The following is a 19408-nucleotide window of genomic DNA, read 5'->3' on the forward strand; positions in this document are numbered from 1 at the left end:
TGATGCCGGAAATTCCGGCCCATTGATGTCGCTTACTCGAAGAAGCTCTTGACCTTGTCCATCCAGGATTTGGAATGCGGGCTATGCTTCGAGCCGCCTTCCATTGTCAGGCGGTCGAGTTCGCGCAGCAAATCCTTCTGCTTGTCGGTCAGCTTGACCGGCGTCTCGATCACCACGTGGCAGAACAGGTCGCCCGGATAACCGGAACGCACCCCCTTGATGCCCTTGCCGCGCAGGCGGAAAGTCTTGCCGGTCTGCGTGCCCTCCGGCAGCGAGAAGGATGCCTTGCCATTCAAGGTAGGCACTTCGACTTCGCCACCCAGCGCCGCCTTGGCAAAGGAAATCGGGATTTCGCAATGCAGGTCGTCGCCGTCGCGCTGAAATACCGCATGCTGCTTGATATGGATCTCGACATACAAGTCGCCCGGCGGACCGCCGTTCATGCCCGGTTCGCCATTACCGGAAGAGCGGATGCGCATGCCATCGTCGATACCGGCCGGGATCTTCACTTCCAAGGTCTTGTTGCGCTTGATGCGCCCGGCCCCGCCGCAATTGGTGCATGGCTCGGGAATGATCTTGCCGGTGCCGTGACACTTCGGGCAGGTCTGCTGGATGCTGAAGAAACCCTGCTGCATGCGCACCTGGCCATGGCCGCCGCAAGTCGGGCAAGTGGTCGGCTGCGTGCCCGGCTTGGCACCGCTGCCGTGGCATACATCGCAACCATCCCATGACGGCACGCGGATGGTGGTATCGAAACCGTGTGCAGCCTGTTCCAGGGTGATATCGAGGTTGTAGCGCAGGTCGGCGCCGCGATAGACCTGCGGGCCGCTGCGGCCACCGCGGGCGTTGCCGAAGATGTCGCCGAAGATATCGCCGAAAGCGTCGGCAAATCCGCCCGCGCCAGCGCCGCCGAAACCGCCGGCGCCCATGTTCGGATCGACGCCGGCATGTCCATAACGGTCATACGCGTCGCGCTTCTGCGGGTCCGAGAGCATCTCGTAGGCTTCCTTGACCTCCTTGAATTTCTCTTCAGCTCCCTTGCTGTCCGGATTGCGGTCCGGATGGTATTTCATGGCGAGCTTGCGATACGCCTTCTTGATTTCATCGTCAGAAGCGTTCTTGGCTACGCCCAGTACTTCGTAAAAATCTCGCTTTGCCATGTTGTCGGCACCTTGTTATTTCAAAACCGATTTCATGAAACTGCCTCCCGGCCGGTTTCATGAAATGGACTCTGGCGAAAACAGAAAACGCCGAGCCGACGACTGCGACAGCCAGATCGACTCGGCGTGCTGCCATCCGGCGGGAAGACCCCGCCAGACAGTCTGCGATGGCCGATTACTTGTCCTTGACTTCCTTGAAGTCGGCGTCGACCACGTCGTCTTCGGCCGGCTTGGCTTGTTGCTGCGAACCCTCGCCGCCTTCCGCTCCGGCGCCGGCAGCACCTGCTGCACCCGCCTGAGCCTGCGCGTCGGCATACATCTTCTCGCCCAGCTTTTGCGCCGCCGTGGTCAGTGCCGCGACCTTGGCTTCGATGTCGGCCTTGTCGTTGCCCTTCAGGCTGGCTTCCAGGTCCTTGATGGCAGCCTCGATCTTTTCCTTCTCGCCGGCTTCCAGCTTGTCGCCGTACTCGCCCAGTGCCTTGCGGGTGGAGTGCACCAAAGCATCGCCCTGGTTGTGGGTCTCGGCCAGTTCCTTCAGGCGCTTGTCTTCCTCGGCATTGGCCTCGGCATCGCGCACCATCTTCTGGATTTCATCTTCCGTCAGGCCGGAATTGGCCTTGATGGTGATCTTGTTTTCCTTGCCGGTTGCCTTGTCCTTGGCCGACACGTGCAGGATGCCGTTGGCATCGATGTCGAAGGTCACCTCGATCTGCGGCACGCCGCGCGGAGCCGGCGGGATGCCTTCGAGGTTGAATTCGCCCAGCGCCTTGTTACCGACGGCCATCTCACGTTCGCCCTGGTAGACCTTGATGGTCACGGCCGGCTGGTTGTCGTCGGCGGTCGAGAACACCTGGCTGAACTTGGTCGGGATGGTGGTGTTCTTCTGGATCATCTTGGTCATCACGCCGCCCAGGGTTTCGATACCCAGCGACAGCGGCGTCACGTCCAGCAGCAGCACGTCCTTGCGGTCACCGGCCAGCACCGAACCCTGGATTGCGGCGCCGACAGCCACAGCTTCGTCCGGGTTGACGTCCTTGCGCGGATCCTTGCCGAAGAATTCCTTGACCTTTTCCTGCACTTTCGGCATGCGGGTCTGGCCGCCGACCAGGATGATGTCATCGATGTCGGAGACCTTGATGCCGGCATCCTTGATAGCGGTGCGGCAAGGCTCGATGGTCTTTTCGATCAGGTCTTCGACCAGCGATTCCAGCTTGGCGCGGGTGATCTTCAGGTTCAGGTGAACCGGCGCGCCATTGGCCATGGCGATGTACGGCTCGTTGATTTCGGTTTGCTGCGACGACGACAGCTCGATCTTGGCGCGTTCGGCGGCAGCCTTGATGCGCTGCAGCGCGATCGGGTCCTTGCCCAGGTCGAGACCGTTGATCTTCTTGAATTCCTCGATGATGTAGTCGATCAGGCGCTGGTCGAAGTCCTCGCCGCCGAGGAAGGTGTCGCCGTTGGTGGACAGCACTTCGAACTGCTTTTCGCCATCGACGTCGGCGATTTCGATGATCGACACGTCGAAGGTACCGCCGCCCAAGTCATACACGGCAATCTTGCGGTCGCCCTTCTCGGTCTTGTCCAGGCCGAATGCCAGCGCTGCCGCGGTCGGCTCGTTGATGATGCGCTTGACGTCCAGACCGGCGATGCGGCCGGCATCCTTGGTGGCCTGGCGCTGGGCATCGTTGAAGTAAGCCGGCACGGTCACCACGGCTTCGGTGACTTCCTCGCCGAGGTAATCTTCGGCAGTCTTCTTCATCTTGCGCAGCACTTCGGCGGAAATCTGCGGCGGCGCGAGCTTCTTGTCGCGCACCGTGACCCAGGCATCACCATTGTCAGCCTTGCTGATCTGGTAAGGCATCAGGGCGATGTCCTTTTGCACTTCCTTTTCCTCGAACTTGCGGCCGATCAGTCGCTTGACGGCGTACAGTGTGTTCTTCGGGTTGGTGACCGCCTGCCGCTTGGCGGGCGCGCCGACCAGGATTTCGCCATCGTCCTGATAGGCAATAACGGAAGGCGTGGTGCGCGCGCCTTCGGAGTTTTCAATCACCTTCGGCTGACCACCTTCCATGATAGCAACGCAGGAATTGGTGGTGCCAAGGTCGATACCGATAATCTTGCCCATGATTTTGTCCTTATATATAACTGGATAACAGATTCAGATGTCGTCAATATGTGGCGGGTAACTCAACTTTCAAGCCGTATCTAAATGATTCAGCTCGATTTTCCTTGAGAGACCGTCACGAGGGCCGGGCGCAGCAGGCGGTCGGCAATGGTATAGCCTTTCTGCAGCACGCTGACCACGGTATTCGGCTCCTGATCTGCCGGCACCATCGAAATTGCCTGGTGCTTCATGGGGTCGAGCTTGTCGCCCGGCGCAGGGTTCACCTCGGCCAGGCGGCCCTTGTCAAAGGCCGAATTCAATTGTTTCAGGGTCATTTCGACCCCTTCCTTCAGGGATTCCACCGACGGCGTTTCCACTTTCAGGGCCATTTCCAGGCTATCCCTGACCGGCACCAGCGCTTCGGCAAAGCCCTCAATGGCAAACTTGTGCGCCTTGGCGATGTCGTCCTGGGCACGGCGGCGGATATTTTCTCCCTCAGCCTTGGCGCGCAGGAAAGCATCCTGCAACTCCGACGCCTTGGCTTCAGCTGCTGCCAGGCGTGCTACCAGATCCAACTGGGGTGCACCGGACTGGGAAGCGGTTGCCTCCCCAGCCTGAGTTGCCTGGTTCTCGGCAGCGGCGGTATTGTTAGCGCCCGGATTTTCCTCTGCACCGGCATTTTGCGCGGCTTGCTTTTCCTGTTCTTGCATCAAAAAATCTCCAACAATCAAAGACTTACGTAGTAATTTTCCCTACATGGGGCTGTTTGTCGGAATTTCAAGGGGAAAAGTGGAGCGACAAAACGGAGAAAATCGGCAGCAATTGCGACGAATCAAAATGTCACAGATATCGGCACTATCAATCCAGCTATAGCCTCAGCGACAAAGACCACACTGCTAAGGCTTCCATAAATTCAAGCGGTGCCTTTTTCTTCTTTCCTGATTACTGCTTTGCACCCAGTTCTTGTGCGCGCTTGCGACTGATCGCCAAGTCCCGCTCCCGGACTTCACGAGCCGCCCCATTGGACATGGTCGGCCAACCCAGCAAATGCTCCTCGGCGATATCAGTAAGGGCATGAATCCATGCCGGATTTTCATTCAGACAAGGAATGTAATGGAATTCGCGGCCGCCAGCCATCAGAAATTCCTGGCGCACCTCCATATCGACTTCTTCCAGCGTTTCCAGGCAATCCGCCACGAAGCCCGGGCACATCACGTCGATACGCTTGACGCCCTGCTCCGCCAGTTTTCGCACGCTCGGCGCGGTATAGGGTTGCAACCATTCAGCCTTGCCAAAGCGCGACTGGAAAGTGACCAGATAGCGGTCTTCCGCCAAGCCAAGCTGCGTCGCCAGCAGACGCGCCGTCTTGTGGCATTCGCAGTGATACGGGTCGCCCAGATCCAGGGTCCGCTTGGGCACGCCGTGGAAACTCATCACCAGTTTCTCGGGCCGCCCATGCATGTCCCAATGCGCCAGCACCGAATGGCGCAGCGCATCGATGTACGCCTCATGGTCATGGTAGTGCTTGACCATGCGCAGTTCCGGCACGTTGCGCTGGCCGGCATAGTGCTGGAACACCGCGTCGTACACGGAAGCAGTGGTACTGCCTGCATACTGCGGGTAAGCAGGCAGCACGAGGATGCGGGTGCAGCGCTGCTCCTGCAATTGCTGCAAGACTTGCGGAATGGATGGCGAACCATAGCGCATGGCATAGGCTACATGCACCTGGTGACCACGCTCACCAATATAGCCGCGCAATAGCGTCGCCTGGCGTTCGGTATGCAGTTTCAGCGGCGAACCGTCAGATTCCCAGATCGAGGCATACTTGGCCGCCGATTTACTGGAACGGAAAGGCAGGATGACGCCATGCAGGATCGGCGCCCATACGGCCTTGGGAATTTCGACTACGCGCGGATCCGACAAAAATTCCTTGAGATAGCGCCGCACGGCAGCCGGCGTCGGCTCATCGGGCGTTCCCAGGTTGACCAGCAACACGGCAGTCTGCTGCGCCGAGCCATGGGTATAGGAAGGTTCTTTGCGGAAGGCCATCGGATCTCGATTCGATCAATCAGCTCAATGAAAAGCAAGTCAAAAATTTAAGCCGCGGCCCGCTCGAAAGCCGCCGCAGAATCCATGCAGCCTTACAGCGCGAGCAATTCTCTGGCGTGCTTGCGGGTAGTCGCGGTGATTTCCAGGCCGCCCAGCATACGAGCGATTTCTTCCACGCGGGCTGTCGCGCCGAGCGGTTCGATGCTGGAAACCGTCTTGCCACCGACATTGCGCTTGCTGACCTGGAAATGCTGATTCGCCTGGCTGGCCACCTGCGGAAGATGCGTCACGCACAACACCTGGCGATCCTGTCCCAGGCGACGCAAAAGGCGCCCCACCACTTCGGCAACGCCGCCGCCTATGCCGGAATCGACTTCGTCGAAAATCAAAGTTGGTGTCGCCGTGGCGCTCGAAGTAATCACGGAAATCGCCAGCGAGATGCGCGCCAGCTCACCACCGGAAGCCACCTTGGCCAGCGAACGCGGCTGCGTGCCGGTATGTCCCGCCACCAGGAATTCGACCTGTTCCAGGCCGTACGCGGCCGGCTCGCCGGGATTGAGCGCCACCTCAAAGCGCCCGCCCGCCATGCTCAGCTCTTGCATCGCGGCGGTCACCGCTTCGCTCAGCGCCTTGGCTGCCTTCGTGCGCGCCTTCGACAGCTTTTGCGCAGCGCCCATGTAAGCGGACTTCAGCTTTTCTTCCTGCGCCTTCAAGGCTTCCAGGTCGCTGGCATCCGCCAGTTGCCGCAACTGTGCCGACAGGGTTTCCAGTTCGCCCGGCAAGGCATCCGGCTCGACATGGAATTTGCGTGAGGCGACATGCAATTCTCCCATGCGCGCTTCCACTTCCTGCAAGCGCTGCGGATCGAGTTCCAGCCGACCCAGGTAATCGTTCAGGGCATACACGCCTTCCTGCAACTGGATGCGCGCCGGCTCCAGCACTTCAAGCACCGGCTTCAAGGCCTCATCGATATCGGCCAGCTTGGAGAGTTTTTGGGTCAGCGACGTCAAGCGCGCCAGGATTGGATCGTCTTCGGCTTCGGAAATCACGTTCAGCGCTTCCTGGGCGCCGTCGATCAGGGTAGCCGCATGCGACAGGCGGCTGTATTCATGATTGACCTCATCCCATTCGCCGGGACGCGGCGCCAGCTTTTCCAGCTCGCCCACCTGCCATTCCAGCCGCTCTTTTTCGAGCAGGACGCTGCGGGCATTGTTTTCGATTTCCTCGCGCTGCCTGGCAAGCGCACGCCATGCCTTCCAGGCGGCATTCACAGCTTTGACTTCGTCTTGCAGGCCGGCCTGGTTATCCAGCAACTGGCGCTGGGCATCGGCTTTCAGCAGGGATTGATGCGCATGCTGGCCATGGATATCGACCAGCAGTTCGCCGATATCGCGCAACTGGGTTGCCGTTGCAGCGATGCCATTGATGTAAGCCTTGGAACGTCCGGCATTGTCGATCACTCGGCGCAACAGCACGGCGCCATCGTCGCCGGTGAATTCATTCTCGGCCAGCCAGGCTGCAGCTTCGGCATTGGCGGCGAATTCCGCCGTGATATCGGCGCGCGCCGCACCTTCGCGAACCACGCTGGCATCGCCGCGTCCGCCGAGAGCCAGGGCCAAGGCATCGATGAGGATCGATTTGCCGGCGCCGGTTTCACCCGTGAATACGGTAAAGCCGCCAGCCAGATCGAGTTCGATGGCATCGACGATCACGAAGTCGCGTATGGAAAGAGTGCGCAACATGTAAAGAATCCAGATTTAGATTGCCAGGATCGGCGAAGACAAACTGCAAGGGGCGCTCATTTTAACTTCCCTTCGGCCGATGGGTATTCGTGCCAGTGAAGTTTTTCACGCAAGGTGTTGAAATAGCTCCATCCCAATGGATGCAGGAAGGTCACGACATGCCGCGAGCGCCTTACAACAACGCAATCATGCAATTGCACGCTGGCGAAGGTTTGCATGTCGAAATTGACAGTAATATCCCTGCCATTGACCACTTCGATCACGATTTCGCTGGAATCCGGCAGCACGATCGGGCGGTTCGACAAGGCGTGCGGCGCGATCGGCACCATGGCGATGCCGCCCAGCCCGGGATGCAGCAATGGTCCTCCGGCTGACAGGGCATAGGCAGTGGAACCGGTGGGCGTCGCCACGATCAAGCCGTCGGACCGCTGGTTGTACATGAAGTGGCCATCCACTTGCACGCGCAATTCCGCCATCCCGGCACCGCTGCCGCGCGAGACGACGACGTCGTTAAAAGCGACACTCTGAAAAATACTGACGCCATCACGCAACACTTCGCCTTCCAGCAAGCTGCGTTGTTCAGACTCGATTTTGCCGGCAAGCATATCGGCCAGCACCGGCATCATGCGATCGACAGGGATATCCGTCATGAATCCCAACCGGCCTTGATTGATTCCGATCAGGGGCACGTTGAACGGCGCCAATTGCCGTGCAATGCCTAGCATGGTGCCGTCGCCGCCGACCACGATGGCGGCATCAGCCTGTTGACCGATTTGCTCAGGAGACAGCACTGCCGCATTGCCGACATTGACGTTTTTGGCAGTTTCGACTTCAAAAGCAACTTTATGCCCGGCATTCACCAGGAAATTGGCAATCTCGGTCAGCGAATCGCCGATTCCGGCGGCCATTGGCTTGCCGACAATGGCAATTGTCTTAACAGGAGAAGAGGAGAACTTGTTGGATGGCATGATCAAGATTAGACCATATTTATAGTAAGTCTTGAAAGATGCTGGCCAAGAACCAATCTATGTTCCAATAATGCCAAACAGACTCTAGCTTAGCCCATAGGTGGTGGTTACAATACTCTCATGCAACTCGACAGCCGCGCACAAACCCTGCTGAAAGCTTTAGTTGAACGGTATATCGCCGATGGTCAACCGGTCGGCTCACGCGCCCTTTCCAAGATTTCCGGCCTGGACCTGTCGCCGGCGACGATCCGCAATATCATGGCGGATCTGGAGGAAATGGGCTTTGTCGCCAGCCCCCATACCTCAGCAGGCCGCGTGCCGACGCCGCGCGGTTACCGTTTCTTCGTCGATACCCTCCTGACGGTGCAGCCGATCGACGAATCGACGCTGGAAAGCAAGATGCAATCGCGCCTGAAGACGCATTCGCAGCAAAAGCTGCTCTCCAACGCGGCGCAGATCCTGTCTTCGCTGTCGCAGTTCGCCGGCGTGGTGCTGACGCCGCGCCATGAATCGGTGTTCCAGCAAATCGATTTCCTGCGCCTGTCGGAAAAGCGCATCCTGCTGGTCATCGTTGCGCCCAACGGCGATGTGCAAAACCGCTTGCTGCTGACGGAAGTCGATTATTCACCGTCACAACTGACGCACGCCGCCAACTATATCAACCAGCATTACGGCGGCATGAGTTTCGATGACGTGCGCATGCGCCTCAAGAACGAATTGCGCCAGCTGCGCGACGACATGACGCAACTGATGGAAGCGGCGGTGGATGCCGGCAGCGATGCCATGTCGGACCACGGCGAAGAGGTTGTGATCTCGGGCGAACGCAACCTGTTGTCGGTGACTGATTTGTCATCCAACATGACGGCGCTGCGCAAGCTGTTTGAAGTATTTGAACAAAAGACCGGCCTGATGCAATTGCTCGACATTTCCAGCCAGGCCAACGGCGTGCAGATCTTTATCGGCGGCGAGTCGCAACTGGTGCCGATGGATGAAATGAGCGTGGTGACGGCTCCTTACGAAGCCAATGGCAAGATCATCGGTACGCTGGGTGTGATAGGCCCGACGCGGATGGCTTACGAACGTGTGATTCCAATTGTCGACATCACGGCAAAGTTGTTGTCAAACGCGTTAAGTCAGCATTGACCACAGTGATCAGGAATCGCGCCTTGCCCTGCTTGGCAAGGCCGCTCCGCCGGGACTAACTCACCAAAAAATCAAAGGCATCGCCTTGCAAGACGATGCCTTTCGACAGACACGAGCATCCGGCCTGTTTTCCAGTCTTATTGTCGGCCGCGATGCGGGCAATTGTCCTTGGTGCAGTGGCCGTACAGCGCCAGCGCATGATCGGCAATCTTGAAGCCGCGCTCGTTGGCAATACGCTGCTGTCGCTGCTCGATTTCTTCATCGACGAATTCCTCGACCAGGCCGCAATCCAGGCAAACCAGATGATCATGGTGCGATCCCTGGTTCAGCTCAAACACCGCTTTGCCAGTTTCAAAATGATTGCGATGCAATAGGCCCGCTTGCTCGAACTGCGTCAGCACGCGATACACGGTTGCCAATCCGACATCCATATTCTCGGTCAGCAGCACTTTATAGACATCTTCCGCGCTTAAATGGCGCACTGCACTATTCTGAAAAATTTCCAGGATTTTCAATCGCGGCAAGGTGGCTTTTAGGCCGCTGGCTTTCAAGTCTGAAGGATTGTTGGGCATGTTTATGCTTGCAAGGTAAGTTCTGCTTTATCATATAGTGTTTTTGTAAAAATTTCCTGACTCGATCACGATTACCTATGCGCCTGCCGTTTACCGAATCTCTTTTTGCTTCGACGCTTTCCCGCGCATGCTGCCTGCTTGCCGCGAGCGCCCTGGTCGGCTGCGCCACCAAAAATCCATTGATTGATGAACCGGCGCCAGCAGCAGCACGGACGACTCAACCGGCTGCTACAGTTCCTTCGGCATCCACCGCAATTGCCAAGACTGGTGCAGCACCTGCTGCGCCTGCGTCTACTTCAGCTCCTGCGTCTGCTCCCGCTCCGACTCCTGCTACCGCCTCGGCTACGCCATCCCAAGCTGCGCCGCCTCCGCAAGCGGCAGCAAAACCGGCGCAACCGGCTGCTGCCGTCCCGCCCGCTCAATCTGCGCAGACTGCCCCGGTTGCTCAGACTGCTTCGAGCCAGGCAGCGAAAGGCGCTGAACCGGCCGCCAGCGGCGTGCAGACGACCCGCGCCAAGCGTCTGTTCGGCATCTTTTCGCCATACCGGATCGATATCCAGCAAGGCAATTTCATTTCGCAGGAACAGCTGGATCAACTCAAGCTGGGCATGACGCCCGATCAGGTGAGGTTTGTGCTGGGCACGCCCTTGCTGACCGATATCTTCCATGCCAACCGCTGGGATTATGTATTCCGCCTGCAAAAAGGGAATGGTGAAGTCATCAGCAGCCGCATCGCCGTGCATTTCGAGGACAACCGCCTGGCCAAGATCGATGCGGGCACGCTGCCGAGCGAACGCGATTACCTGTCTCTGATCGCCGGCAAGGAAGGCGACAAGCCGAAAGTCGAGACACCGAAAGCGGAAACGCCAAAGGCGAATTCCGATAACAAATAAGATTTAGCGAATTACTGGTAGAACCTCATGAATCCTTTGAAAATTGCCATCGCCGGCGCCTCAGGCCGCATGGGCCGCATGCTGATCGAAGCCGTGCAGGAAGCGGATGACGCCATCCTGGCCGGCGCGCTCGACCTTCCCGGTGCAAGCGTCGGCACGGACGCCGCCGCCTTCTCCGGCAAGCCAGCCGGCGTCGCCATCGAATCCGATTTAGCCAAAGGCTTGGCGAATGCCGAGTACCTGATCGACTTCACACGCCCGGAAGGCACGCTGCAGCATCTCGAATACTGTGCCGCGCATGGCATCAAGATGATCATCGGCACCACCGGTTTCGATGAAGCCGGTAAAGCGGCAATTGCCGCCGCCGCGCAAAAGACAGCGATTGTCTTCGCGCCCAACATGAGCGTCGGCGTCAACGTCACCATGAAGCTGCTGGAAATGGCGGCAAAAAGTTTCGCAGAAGGTTACGACATCGAAATCATCGAGGCGCACCACCGTCACAAGGTCGATGCTCCTTCCGGCACTGCGCTGAAGATGGGCGAAGTGGTGGCGAATGCCATCGGACGCGATCTGAAGGAAGTCGGCGTGTTTGCCCGCGAAGGCGTGACCGGTCCGCGCGACCCGTCGTCGATCGGCTTTGCGACAATTCGCGGTGGCGATATCGTCGGCGACCACACCGTGCTGTTTGCCGGTATCGGCGAGCGTATCGAAATCACTCACAAGTCGTCCAGCCGCGTGACCTACGCGCACGGCAGCCTGCGCGCGGCGCGCTTTTTGGCCGACAAGAAGACCGGCCTATATGACATGCAGGATGTCATCGGCCTGCGCTGATCCAGGCCTACTAATCTGGCGGAAGGGAACCGTATGAATCCAGCTTCTTCGACCCTCGGTTTCGCGCACTACTGGGCGCAGGGCGATGCCGTCTCGCACGGCGTGGCTTACGTCCTGCTGCTGATGTCGATTGCAAGCTGGTATTACATCCTTTCCAAGGCCTGGATTTCCTGGCGCATCCGCAAAAGTGCCAGGAATCTGGAGGCATTCTGGAATGCGCCAACGCTGAATGACGCCATCGAGCTCATCCGCCGCACCGACCCGGAAAACGTCTATACGCCACTGGCAGCACAAAGCGCCCAGGCCGCCAATGTCAGCGCCCAGGCAGGCTCGCTGAATGCCCATACCGATCCAGGCGAACTCATCACGCGCACGCTGCGCCAGGAAATCAACCGCGTTTCAGCGCGCCTGGAAAATGGCCTGACCCTGCTGGCTTCGGTCGGCTCGACTGCCCCCTTCGTCGGCCTGTTCGGCACGGTGTGGGGCATTTACCACGCGCTGCTGGCGGTCTCGACTTCCGGCACCGTGCAGATCGACAAGGTTGCAGGGCCAGTCGGCGAAGCGCTCATCATGACGGCACTCGGGCTGGTCGTGGCGATTCCCGCCGTGCTGGCCTACAATGCCTTCACCCGGGTCAACCGGCTCACGCTGGCGGAACTTGATGCCTTCGCCCACGATCTGCATGCTTATCTGACGACCGGCGCGCGCGTCGTGCCGGCCGCTGCGAAACAAAGCGCATAAGGAAGAAACATGGCTTTCGGCGGATTCAACCAGAATCAGCAACAGGCACCGATGGCGGACATCAATGTCACGCCCATGGTCGACGTGATGCTGGTGCTGCTGGTGATTTTCATCATCACCGCCCCGTTGTTCACTCATGCCATCAAGCTCGATCTGCCCTCGGCCCAGGCGGAAGCCGCGCCCGAAAAGCCGCAGACCATTTCCCTTTCGATCAATGGCGAAGGACAGATTTTCTGGGGCAATGAGGCCATTACCCAAAAAGACCTGGAAGCCCGCCTGACTCAGGCGGCAAAACAGCAGCCGCAGCCGGAATTGCACCTGCGCGCCGACAAGGCGACCCGTTACGAAATCATCGCCCAGGTCATGGCGGCCGCCCAGGCCAACGGCGTGACCAAGATGGGCTTCGTCACCGAACCCAGTCCGGCAGCTTCACAGCCGGCATCCGGAAAATAAGCCATGGCGCGTGTTCGACTGGATGGCGCGACCATCACCGACTGGGCCTCGTTTCATGCGCAATGTCGCGAAGCCTTCGGCTTTCCTGATTTCTATGGCAACAACCTGGATGCCTGGGTCGATTGCCTGAGCTACCTGCGCGATGACGAGGGCATGACGAAGTTTCATCTTGCCGAGAATGAAGTGCTGGAAATCGAGGTGGCGAACGCGGAAGCCTTGCGCAAGCAGGCACCCGATCTGCTGGAAGAAGTCAGCTTCTGCATCGAAGGCATCAACGAGCGCTACACCGATTACGGTGAAAAACCGGCCTTGAAACTGGTATTACGCTAGCTTCCGGCGCTGAACCCGCGCAAGCTTCTGACGCCCATTTGCCATGATTGATACTTTTTCCCGGCAAATTTGCGAATTTTGAGCGGCCCATCCCGAATTTGCCTTCTCGTAAGCCCCTGCCCGAAACAGTATAATGTCGGGTTCATATCCTATTTCCCTACCAACCGTCATGCAAGACAAATACAGCCCCGCCGACGTCGAGAAATCGGCGCAACAACATTGGCAAGCCATCGACGCCTACCGCGCGGTCGAGCACGCAAAAGACAAGAATGGCCAGGACAAGAAGAAATTCTATGCCTGCTCGATGCTGCCCTACCCGTCCGGCAAGCTGCACATGGGGCATGTGCGCAACTACACGATCAACGACATGCTCACCCGCTTCCTGCGGATGAATGGCTATAACGTCCTGATGCCGATGGGCTGGGATGCCTTCGGCCTGCCGGCGGAAAACGCCGCGCTGAAGAACAAGGTGCCGCCGGCGAAATGGACTTACGACAATATCGCTTACATGAAGAAGCAGATGCAGGCGATGGGGCTGGCGATTGACTGGTCGCGCGAAATCGCCACCTGCGCCCCGGAATACTACAAGTGGAACCAGTGGCTGTTCCTGAAGATGCTGGAAAAAGGCATCGCCTACCGCAAGACCCAGGTCGTCAACTGGGACCCGGTCGACCAGACCGTGCTGGCCAATGAACAGGTGATCGACGGCCGCGGCTGGCGCACCGGCGCGCTGGTGGAAAAGCGCGAGATCCCGGGTTATTACCTGAACATTACGGCCTATGCCGAGGAACTGCTCGACCACGTGGTCAACAAGCTGCCGGGCTGGCCGGAGCGCGTGCGTCTGATGCAGGAAAACTGGATCGGCAAGAGCGAGGGCGTGCGTTTCGCCTTCCCGCACGATATCAAGGATGCATCTGGTCAGCTGATCCAGGACGGCAAGCTGTTCGTCTTCACCACTCGCGCCGATACCATCATGGGCGTGACTTTCTGCGCCGTGGCGCCGGAGCATCCTCTGGCTGCGCATGCGGCGGCGTCGAACCCGAAGCTGGCTGCCTTCATCGAGGAATGCAAGAAAGGCGGCACTACCGAGGCCGAACTCGCCCTGCGCGAGAAGGAAGGCATGCCGACCGGCCTGTTCGTCACCCACCCGCTGACCGGCGACAAGGTCGAAGTCTGGGTCGGCAATTACGTCCTGATGAGCTACGGGGACGGCGCCGTGATGGGCGTGCCTGCGCATGACGAGCGCGACTTTGCCTTTGCCAAGAAATACAACCTGCCGATCAAGCAGGTCGTCGCCGTCGAAGGCGAGACGTATTCCACCGACGCCTGGCAGGAATCGTATGGCGACAAGCAGCGCGGTGTCACCGTCAATTCAGGCGCCTATGATGGCTTGAGCTACAAGGCCGCGGTCGACAAGATCGCCGCCGACCTCGCCACCAAGGGCGACGGCGAAAAGAAAACCACCTGGCGCCTGCGAGACTGGGGCATTTCGCGCCAGCGCTACTGGGGCACGCCGATTCCCATCATCCATTGCGAATCCTGCGGCCCGGTGCCGGTGCCCGAGAAGGATTTGCCGGTGGTACTGCCGCAGGATTGCGTGCCGGACGGCTCGGGCAACCCGCTCAACAAGCGTGAGGATTTCCTGGCCTGCACCTGCCCTTCCTGCGGCAAGCCGGCGCGGCGCGAAACCGACACTATGGATACCTTCGTCGATTCGTCGTGGTATTTCATGCGCTATTGCGATGCGCGCAACGATGAAAAGATGGTCGATGGCGGCACCGATTACTGGATGCCGATGGACCAGTACATCGGCGGCATCGAGCACGCGATCCTGCACCTGCTGTACGCGCGCTTCTGGACCAAGGTCATGCGTGATCTGGGACTCGTGAAGATCGACGAGCCTTTCACCAACCTGCTCACGCAAGGCATGGTCTTGAAGGGTGCGTTCTTCCACAAGCCGGCCGACGCTGGCAAGAATTACTACTGGGAGCATGAAGTCGATGTCATCACCAACGAGCAGGGCCAGATCATCGGCGGCAAGCTGAAGAAGGATGGCACCCCGGTCGAGTACGAGATGACGACGATGTCGAAGTCGAAGAACAATGGCGTCGATCCGCAGGAATTGATCGACCAGTACGGCGCCGACACCGCGCGCCTGTTCGTGATGTTCGCTTCGCCGCCGGAGCAGACGCTGGAGTGGAACGATGCCGGCGTCGAAGGCGCACATCGCTTCATCAAGCGTGTGTGGGCTTATGCCAATGCACAGTCGGCGCGCGTGACGGCAGCCGGCGCGCTGGACGCGGCAGCGTTGAACGATGCGCAAAAGACCTTGCGCCGCGAAGCCTACAAGATCCTGCAACAGGCCGAGCACGACTATAAGCGCCTGCAATACAACACCGTGGTGTCGGCCTGCATGAAGATGTTGAACACCATGGAAGGCGCCAAGCTGGATGAGTCGCCAGCCTCGAACGCGGTAATCGCCGAAGTGCTGTCCATCTTCCTGCGCATCCTGAACCCGGTGGCGCCGCACGTGACCCACGTGCTGTGGAGCGAACTCGGCTACGACAAGACCTTCGGCGACATCCTCGACGCGCCCTGGCCGCAGGTTGATGCCGCGGCGCTGGAACAGTCGGAGATCGAACTCATGGTGCAAGTCAACGGCAAGCTGCGCGGCTCGATCAAGGTGGCGAAAGATGCCGACAAGGCTGCCATCGAAGCGACGGCGCTGGCTAATGAAAACGTGAAGAAATTTGTCGAAGGCGCGCCGAAGAAAATCATCATCGTGCCCGGCAAGCTGGTCAACATCGTCGCGTAACCGATACCGAAGACACTTGAGGAACAAGCGCATGAGCAATCCACGCCGCACCGTCCTTGCCCTGCTGGCCGGCCTCGCCGGCGCGTCCACCCTTTCGGCCTGCGGGTTCCGGCTGCGCGGCGCGGAACAAACCAGGCTGCCGTTCAAGACGATTTACCTCGGGTTTGCCGACAACTCGCCGCTGGGCGTGGAATTGCGTCGCTATATCCGCGCCAGCGGCGGCACGGAAATCGTTGCCGATCGCAAGGCTGCCGAAGCCGTGCTGGAACCATTGGACGAAAGGCGCGAAGAATCCGTCCTGTCGCTAAACAGTCAGGGCCGCATTCGCGAACTGTCACTGTTCTACCGATTCAGCTTCCGCGTCCTGGATGGCAGCGGCAAGCAACTGCTGGAACCGACCAATATCCTGATCAAGCGCGACATGAGCTTCAATGAAGCCGCCGTGCTGGCCAAGGAAGGTGAGAAGGCGATGCTGTACCGTGACATGCAATCCGACCTGGTGCAGCAAATCCTGCGTCGCTTGGCTGCTTTGCCAAGCACCTGACAAGAGAGGCTGTGATGCAACTGCGGATGGATGCCTTGCAAGCGCATTTGGCTAAGCCACTGGCACCGCTGTATGTCATCACCAGCGATGAACATCTGCTGGCGTTGGAAGCCGCGGACCAGATCCGCAAGGCCGCGCGCGCGCAGGGTTTGACCGAGCGTGAAGTGCTGGTGGTCGAACGCAGCTTCAAATGGGGCGCGCTGCTGGAAGCCAACCAGTCGCAGTCGCTGTTCGGCGACCGCAAGCTGATCGAGCTTCGCATCCCTTCCGGCAAGCCCGGCAAGGAAGGCGGGCAGGCGCTGCAGAATTACGTCGCCAATCTTTCACCTGACAATGTCACGCTGATCACGCTGCCGAAGCTGGATTGGGGGACGCAAAAAGCCGCCTGGGTCGGCGCCTTGCAGCAGGCCGGCGTGTACATCGATATTCCGCTGGTGGAGCGCAACCAGTTGCCGAACTGGATCGGCACGCGCCTGGCGGCGCAAAAGCAGTCAGCCGATCGGCAGGGTATCGATTTCATTGCCGAGCGCGTCGAAGGCAATTTGCTCGCCGCGCATCAGGAAATCCAGAAGCTCGCATTGCTCTACCCGGATGGCAAGCTGTCGTTCGAGCAGATCCAGGATGCCGTGCTGAACGTGGCGCGTTACGATGTATTCAAGCTGAACGAGGCCATGCTGGCCGGCGACAGTGCCCGGCTGACGCGCATGCTGGAGGGCTTGAAGGGCGAAGGCGAAGCATTGCCGCTGGTGTTGTGGGCCGTTGCTGAGGAGATCCGTACGCTGTTGAAGCTGAAAGTCGGTATGTCGTATGGCCGGCCGCTCGGCATGCTGCTGAAGGAGTTTCGCATCTGGGGCCCGCGCGAGCGGCTCATGGAGCCGGCATTGCGCCGGCTCTCTTTGCCGACGCTGGAAACCGCGTTGCAGGAAGCCGCGCAAATCGACAAAATGGTCAAAGGCTTGCGGGCCAAGGCATTCGCCGGCGATCCCTGGGATGCTATGCTGCAATTGGGCCTGAAAGTCGCGACGGGACGCTAAGAGTGCCCATTAAAATACCGCTAGCGGCGTTGCGCCGCCTTGCCGCACATTTGTACTGTCTTCGTCGGCGCGTCTTGCCACCGGTACTTTAATAGGCACTCTAATTAATAAGCGAACGCAACGAGAATTGAATTAATTTTTCCGGATCCACATCATGGATATCAAACACTACATGAATGAAGTCGGCCAGCGCGCCCGCAATGCTTCGCGCGCCATGGCCAAGGCCGATACTGCCGCGAAGAACCGCGCGCTGGAATTGATTGCCGCCGCTATCCGGCGCGAAGCCGATGCCCTGCGTGCCGCCAACCAGCAAGACCTGGAAGCCGCGCGCGCCAACGGCATGGAAGCCGCCATGCTGGACCGTCTCACGCTATCCGACAAGGCCATCGCCACCATGGCGGAAGGCCTGCAACAGATCGCCTCTCTTGCGGACCCGATCGGCGAAATCTCGAACATGAAATTCCGCCCGACGGGCATCCAGGTCGGCCAGATGCGCGTGCCGCTGGGCGTGATCGGCATCATTTATGAAGCGCGCCCGAACGTCACTGTGGATGCTGCCGGCTTGTGCATCAAGAGCGGCAATGCAACGATCCTGCGTGGCGGCTCGGAAGCCATCCATTGCAACCAGGCGCTGGCCAAGCTGGTGAAAGAAGGCTTGCATGGCGCCGGTCTGCCAGCCGATGCGGTGCAGATCGTCGAAACTACCGACCGCGCCGCGGTGGGCGAACTGATCACCATGCCGCAATACGTCGACGTGATCGTGCCACGCGGCGGCAAGGGCTTGATCGAGCGCCTGATGCGCGAATCCAAAGTACCGATGATCAAGCACCTCGACGGCATCTGCCATGTGTATATCGACGACAAGGCCGATATTGCCAAAGCCCTGCGCGTGGCCTTCAATGCCAAGTGCCACCGCTACGGCACCTGCAACACCATGGAAACACTGCTGGTGGCGCGCGAGATCGCGCCACGCGTGCTGCCGGAACTGGCCAAGCTGTACCAGGAAAAGGAAGTCGAGCTGCGCGGCGACGAGGAAGCACGCGCCATCCTGAAAGGCTATCCGCACCTGGCGACGGCGACCGAGGAAGACTGGAAGACCGAATACCTGGCGGCGATCCTGGCCGTGAAGATCGTTCCCGGCATCGATGAGGCGATCACGCATATCAACCTGTATTCGTCCCAGCATACCGATGCCATCATCACCGAGGATTACAGCCGTGCCATGCGCTTCCTGCGCGAAGTCGATTCCGCTTCGGTGATGGTGAATGCCTCGACGCGCTTTGCCGACGGTTTCGAGTATGGCCTCGGTGCGGAAATCGGCATTTCCAACGACAAGCTGCATGCGCGCGGCCCGGTCGGTCTGGAAGGCCTGACTTCGCTGAAGTATGTGGTGTTCGGGCATGGAGAAGTTCGTGTGTAAATGCCATGTTTACGGAGTGTCGCCTTACAAGGCGACACCGTTACGCGGGCACGGGACATGTCCCGTGAATTCCCCGCTTCACCATGGCGAAGTACGCGTATAAATCAGGCCGCTCGTCTCTTTAGACAGTAAAGGATCAGACTCCATGCTCTGGGTTAAATCACTGCACATTGTCTTCGTCGCATCATGGTTCGCCGGCCTGTTTTACCTGCCGCGCATCTTCGTGAATCTGGCTGAAGTCAACGATACCGCCACCACTGAACGCCTGCTGTTGATGGCGCGTCGACTGTACCGATTCATGACGATGCTGGCGATTCCCGCATTGGGCTTCGGCCTGTGGCTGTGGTTGGGTTACGGTATCGGCAAGGGTCCCGGCAATGCCTGGCTGCATGCCAAGCTGGCGATCGTCGTGCTGCTGGTCGGTTATCACCATGCCTGCGGATCGCTGTTGAAGAAATTTGAGCGAGGCGCCAATACGCGCCAGCACACCTGGTACCGCTGGTTCAATGAAATCCCGGTGATTGGTTTGCTGGCAGCCGTGCTCCTCGTCGTATTGAAACCGTTTTAATGAAGCCTGCTGCTGGAGGCAGGCGCTGACACGCAACACTT

The 19408-nt window shown here is 59.2% G+C and carries 18 protein-coding genes; 11 read left to right on the forward strand and 7 right to left on the reverse strand.

Translation table 11 applies throughout. The features are described 5' to 3' along the window. Nucleotides 1-32: 32 nt before the first annotated feature. From dnaJ to EDC30_RS09205, 6 genes are all read right to left on the reverse strand, one after another. Entirely contained in the window at nt 33-1160 is a 1128-nt protein-coding gene (gene dnaJ / locus EDC30_RS09180) for a molecular chaperone DnaJ (RefSeq protein ID WP_132258536.1), read from the reverse strand. A 175-nt stretch (nt 1161-1335) separates the two neighbouring features. Continuing rightward, complete coding sequence (gene dnaK / locus EDC30_RS09185) at nt 1336-3285, reverse strand: molecular chaperone DnaK (protein ID WP_132258537.1); 1950 nt, start codon at nt 3283-3285, stop codon at nt 1336-1338. Between the two features lie 89 nt (nt 3286-3374). Next, nucleotides 3375-3974, reverse strand: a complete 600-nt coding sequence (gene grpE, locus EDC30_RS09190; protein ID WP_132258538.1) for a nucleotide exchange factor GrpE — start codon at nt 3972-3974, stop codon at nt 3375-3377. A gap of 232 nt (nt 3975-4206) precedes the next feature. Beyond that, nucleotides 4207-5313: a ferrochelatase gene (gene hemH, locus EDC30_RS09195; RefSeq protein ID WP_132258539.1), complete on the reverse strand. Its 1107-nt coding sequence runs from the start codon at nt 5311-5313 to the stop codon at nt 4207-4209. Nucleotides 5314-5405: 92 nt separating this feature from the next. Next, on the reverse strand, nt 5406-7055 hold the full coding sequence (recN, locus tag EDC30_RS09200; protein WP_132258540.1) for a DNA repair protein RecN: 1650 nt from the start codon (nt 7053-7055) through the stop codon (nt 5406-5408). 56 nt (nt 7056-7111) lie between these two features. Beyond that, nucleotides 7112-8023: an NAD kinase gene (locus EDC30_RS09205; protein ID WP_132258541.1), complete on the reverse strand. Its 912-nt coding sequence runs from the start codon at nt 8021-8023 to the stop codon at nt 7112-7114. 120 nt (nt 8024-8143) lie between these two features. Between EDC30_RS09205 and hrcA the strand changes: the two genes are divergently transcribed. Further along, nucleotides 8144-9166: a heat-inducible transcriptional repressor HrcA gene (gene hrcA, locus EDC30_RS09210; RefSeq protein ID WP_132258542.1), complete on the forward strand. Its 1023-nt coding sequence runs from the start codon at nt 8144-8146 to the stop codon at nt 9164-9166. A gap of 137 nt (nt 9167-9303) precedes the next feature. Here hrcA and fur read toward each other — a convergent pair whose 3' ends face one another. Beyond that, entirely contained in the window at nt 9304-9738 is a 435-nt protein-coding gene (fur, locus tag EDC30_RS09215; protein WP_132258543.1) for a ferric iron uptake transcriptional regulator, read from the reverse strand. A 77-nt stretch (nt 9739-9815) separates the two neighbouring features. Between fur and EDC30_RS09220 the strand changes: the two genes are divergently transcribed. The 10 genes from EDC30_RS09220 (at nt 9816) to EDC30_RS09265 (ending at nt 19367) form a co-directional block, all read left to right on the forward strand. Next, nucleotides 9816-10631, forward strand: a complete 816-nt coding sequence (locus tag EDC30_RS09220; protein ID WP_132258544.1) for an outer membrane protein assembly factor BamE — start codon at nt 9816-9818, stop codon at nt 10629-10631. A 27-nt stretch (nt 10632-10658) separates the two neighbouring features. Beyond that, complete coding sequence (gene dapB, locus EDC30_RS09225) at nt 10659-11462, forward strand: 4-hydroxy-tetrahydrodipicolinate reductase (protein WP_132258545.1); 804 nt, start codon at nt 10659-10661, stop codon at nt 11460-11462. 33 nt (nt 11463-11495) lie between these two features. After that, a complete protein-coding gene (locus tag EDC30_RS09230; protein WP_132258546.1) occupies nt 11496-12203 on the forward strand; it encodes a MotA/TolQ/ExbB proton channel family protein in 708 nt (235 codons plus the stop codon). Nucleotides 12204-12212: 9 nt separating this feature from the next. Next, nucleotides 12213-12656 carry an ExbD/TolR family protein gene (locus tag EDC30_RS09235; RefSeq protein ID WP_132258547.1) on the forward strand — a complete coding sequence of 148 codons (444 nt, stop codon included), beginning with the start codon at nt 12213-12215 and terminating at the stop codon, nt 12654-12656. Between the two features lie 3 nt (nt 12657-12659). After that, entirely contained in the window at nt 12660-12986 is a 327-nt protein-coding gene (locus EDC30_RS09240) for a barstar family protein (protein ID WP_132258548.1), read from the forward strand. 169 nt (nt 12987-13155) lie between these two features. Then, on the forward strand, nt 13156-15801 hold the full coding sequence (gene leuS / locus EDC30_RS09245) for a leucine--tRNA ligase (protein WP_132258549.1): 2646 nt from the start codon (nt 13156-13158) through the stop codon (nt 15799-15801). 31 nt (nt 15802-15832) lie between these two features. Beyond that, on the forward strand, nt 15833-16345 hold the full coding sequence (locus EDC30_RS09250; protein ID WP_132258550.1) for an LPS-assembly lipoprotein LptE: 513 nt from the start codon (nt 15833-15835) through the stop codon (nt 16343-16345). A 14-nt stretch (nt 16346-16359) separates the two neighbouring features. Then, nucleotides 16360-17379, forward strand: a complete 1020-nt coding sequence (gene holA / locus EDC30_RS09255) for a DNA polymerase III subunit delta (protein ID WP_132258551.1) — start codon at nt 16360-16362, stop codon at nt 17377-17379. Nucleotides 17380-17533: 154 nt separating this feature from the next. Further along, entirely contained in the window at nt 17534-18799 is a 1266-nt protein-coding gene (locus EDC30_RS09260) for a glutamate-5-semialdehyde dehydrogenase (protein WP_132258552.1), read from the forward strand. A 145-nt stretch (nt 18800-18944) separates the two neighbouring features. Next, nucleotides 18945-19367 (forward strand): CopD family protein, encoded by a 423-nt coding sequence (locus EDC30_RS09265; RefSeq protein ID WP_132258553.1) that lies wholly within the window; start codon nt 18945-18947, stop codon nt 19365-19367. The last annotated feature ends 41 nt before the right edge of the window (nt 19368-19408 follow it).

It is taken from the genome of Paucimonas lemoignei, from assembly GCF_004342585.1.
Taxonomy (GTDB): Bacteria; Pseudomonadota; Gammaproteobacteria; order Burkholderiales; family Burkholderiaceae_D; genus Paucimonas; species Paucimonas lemoignei.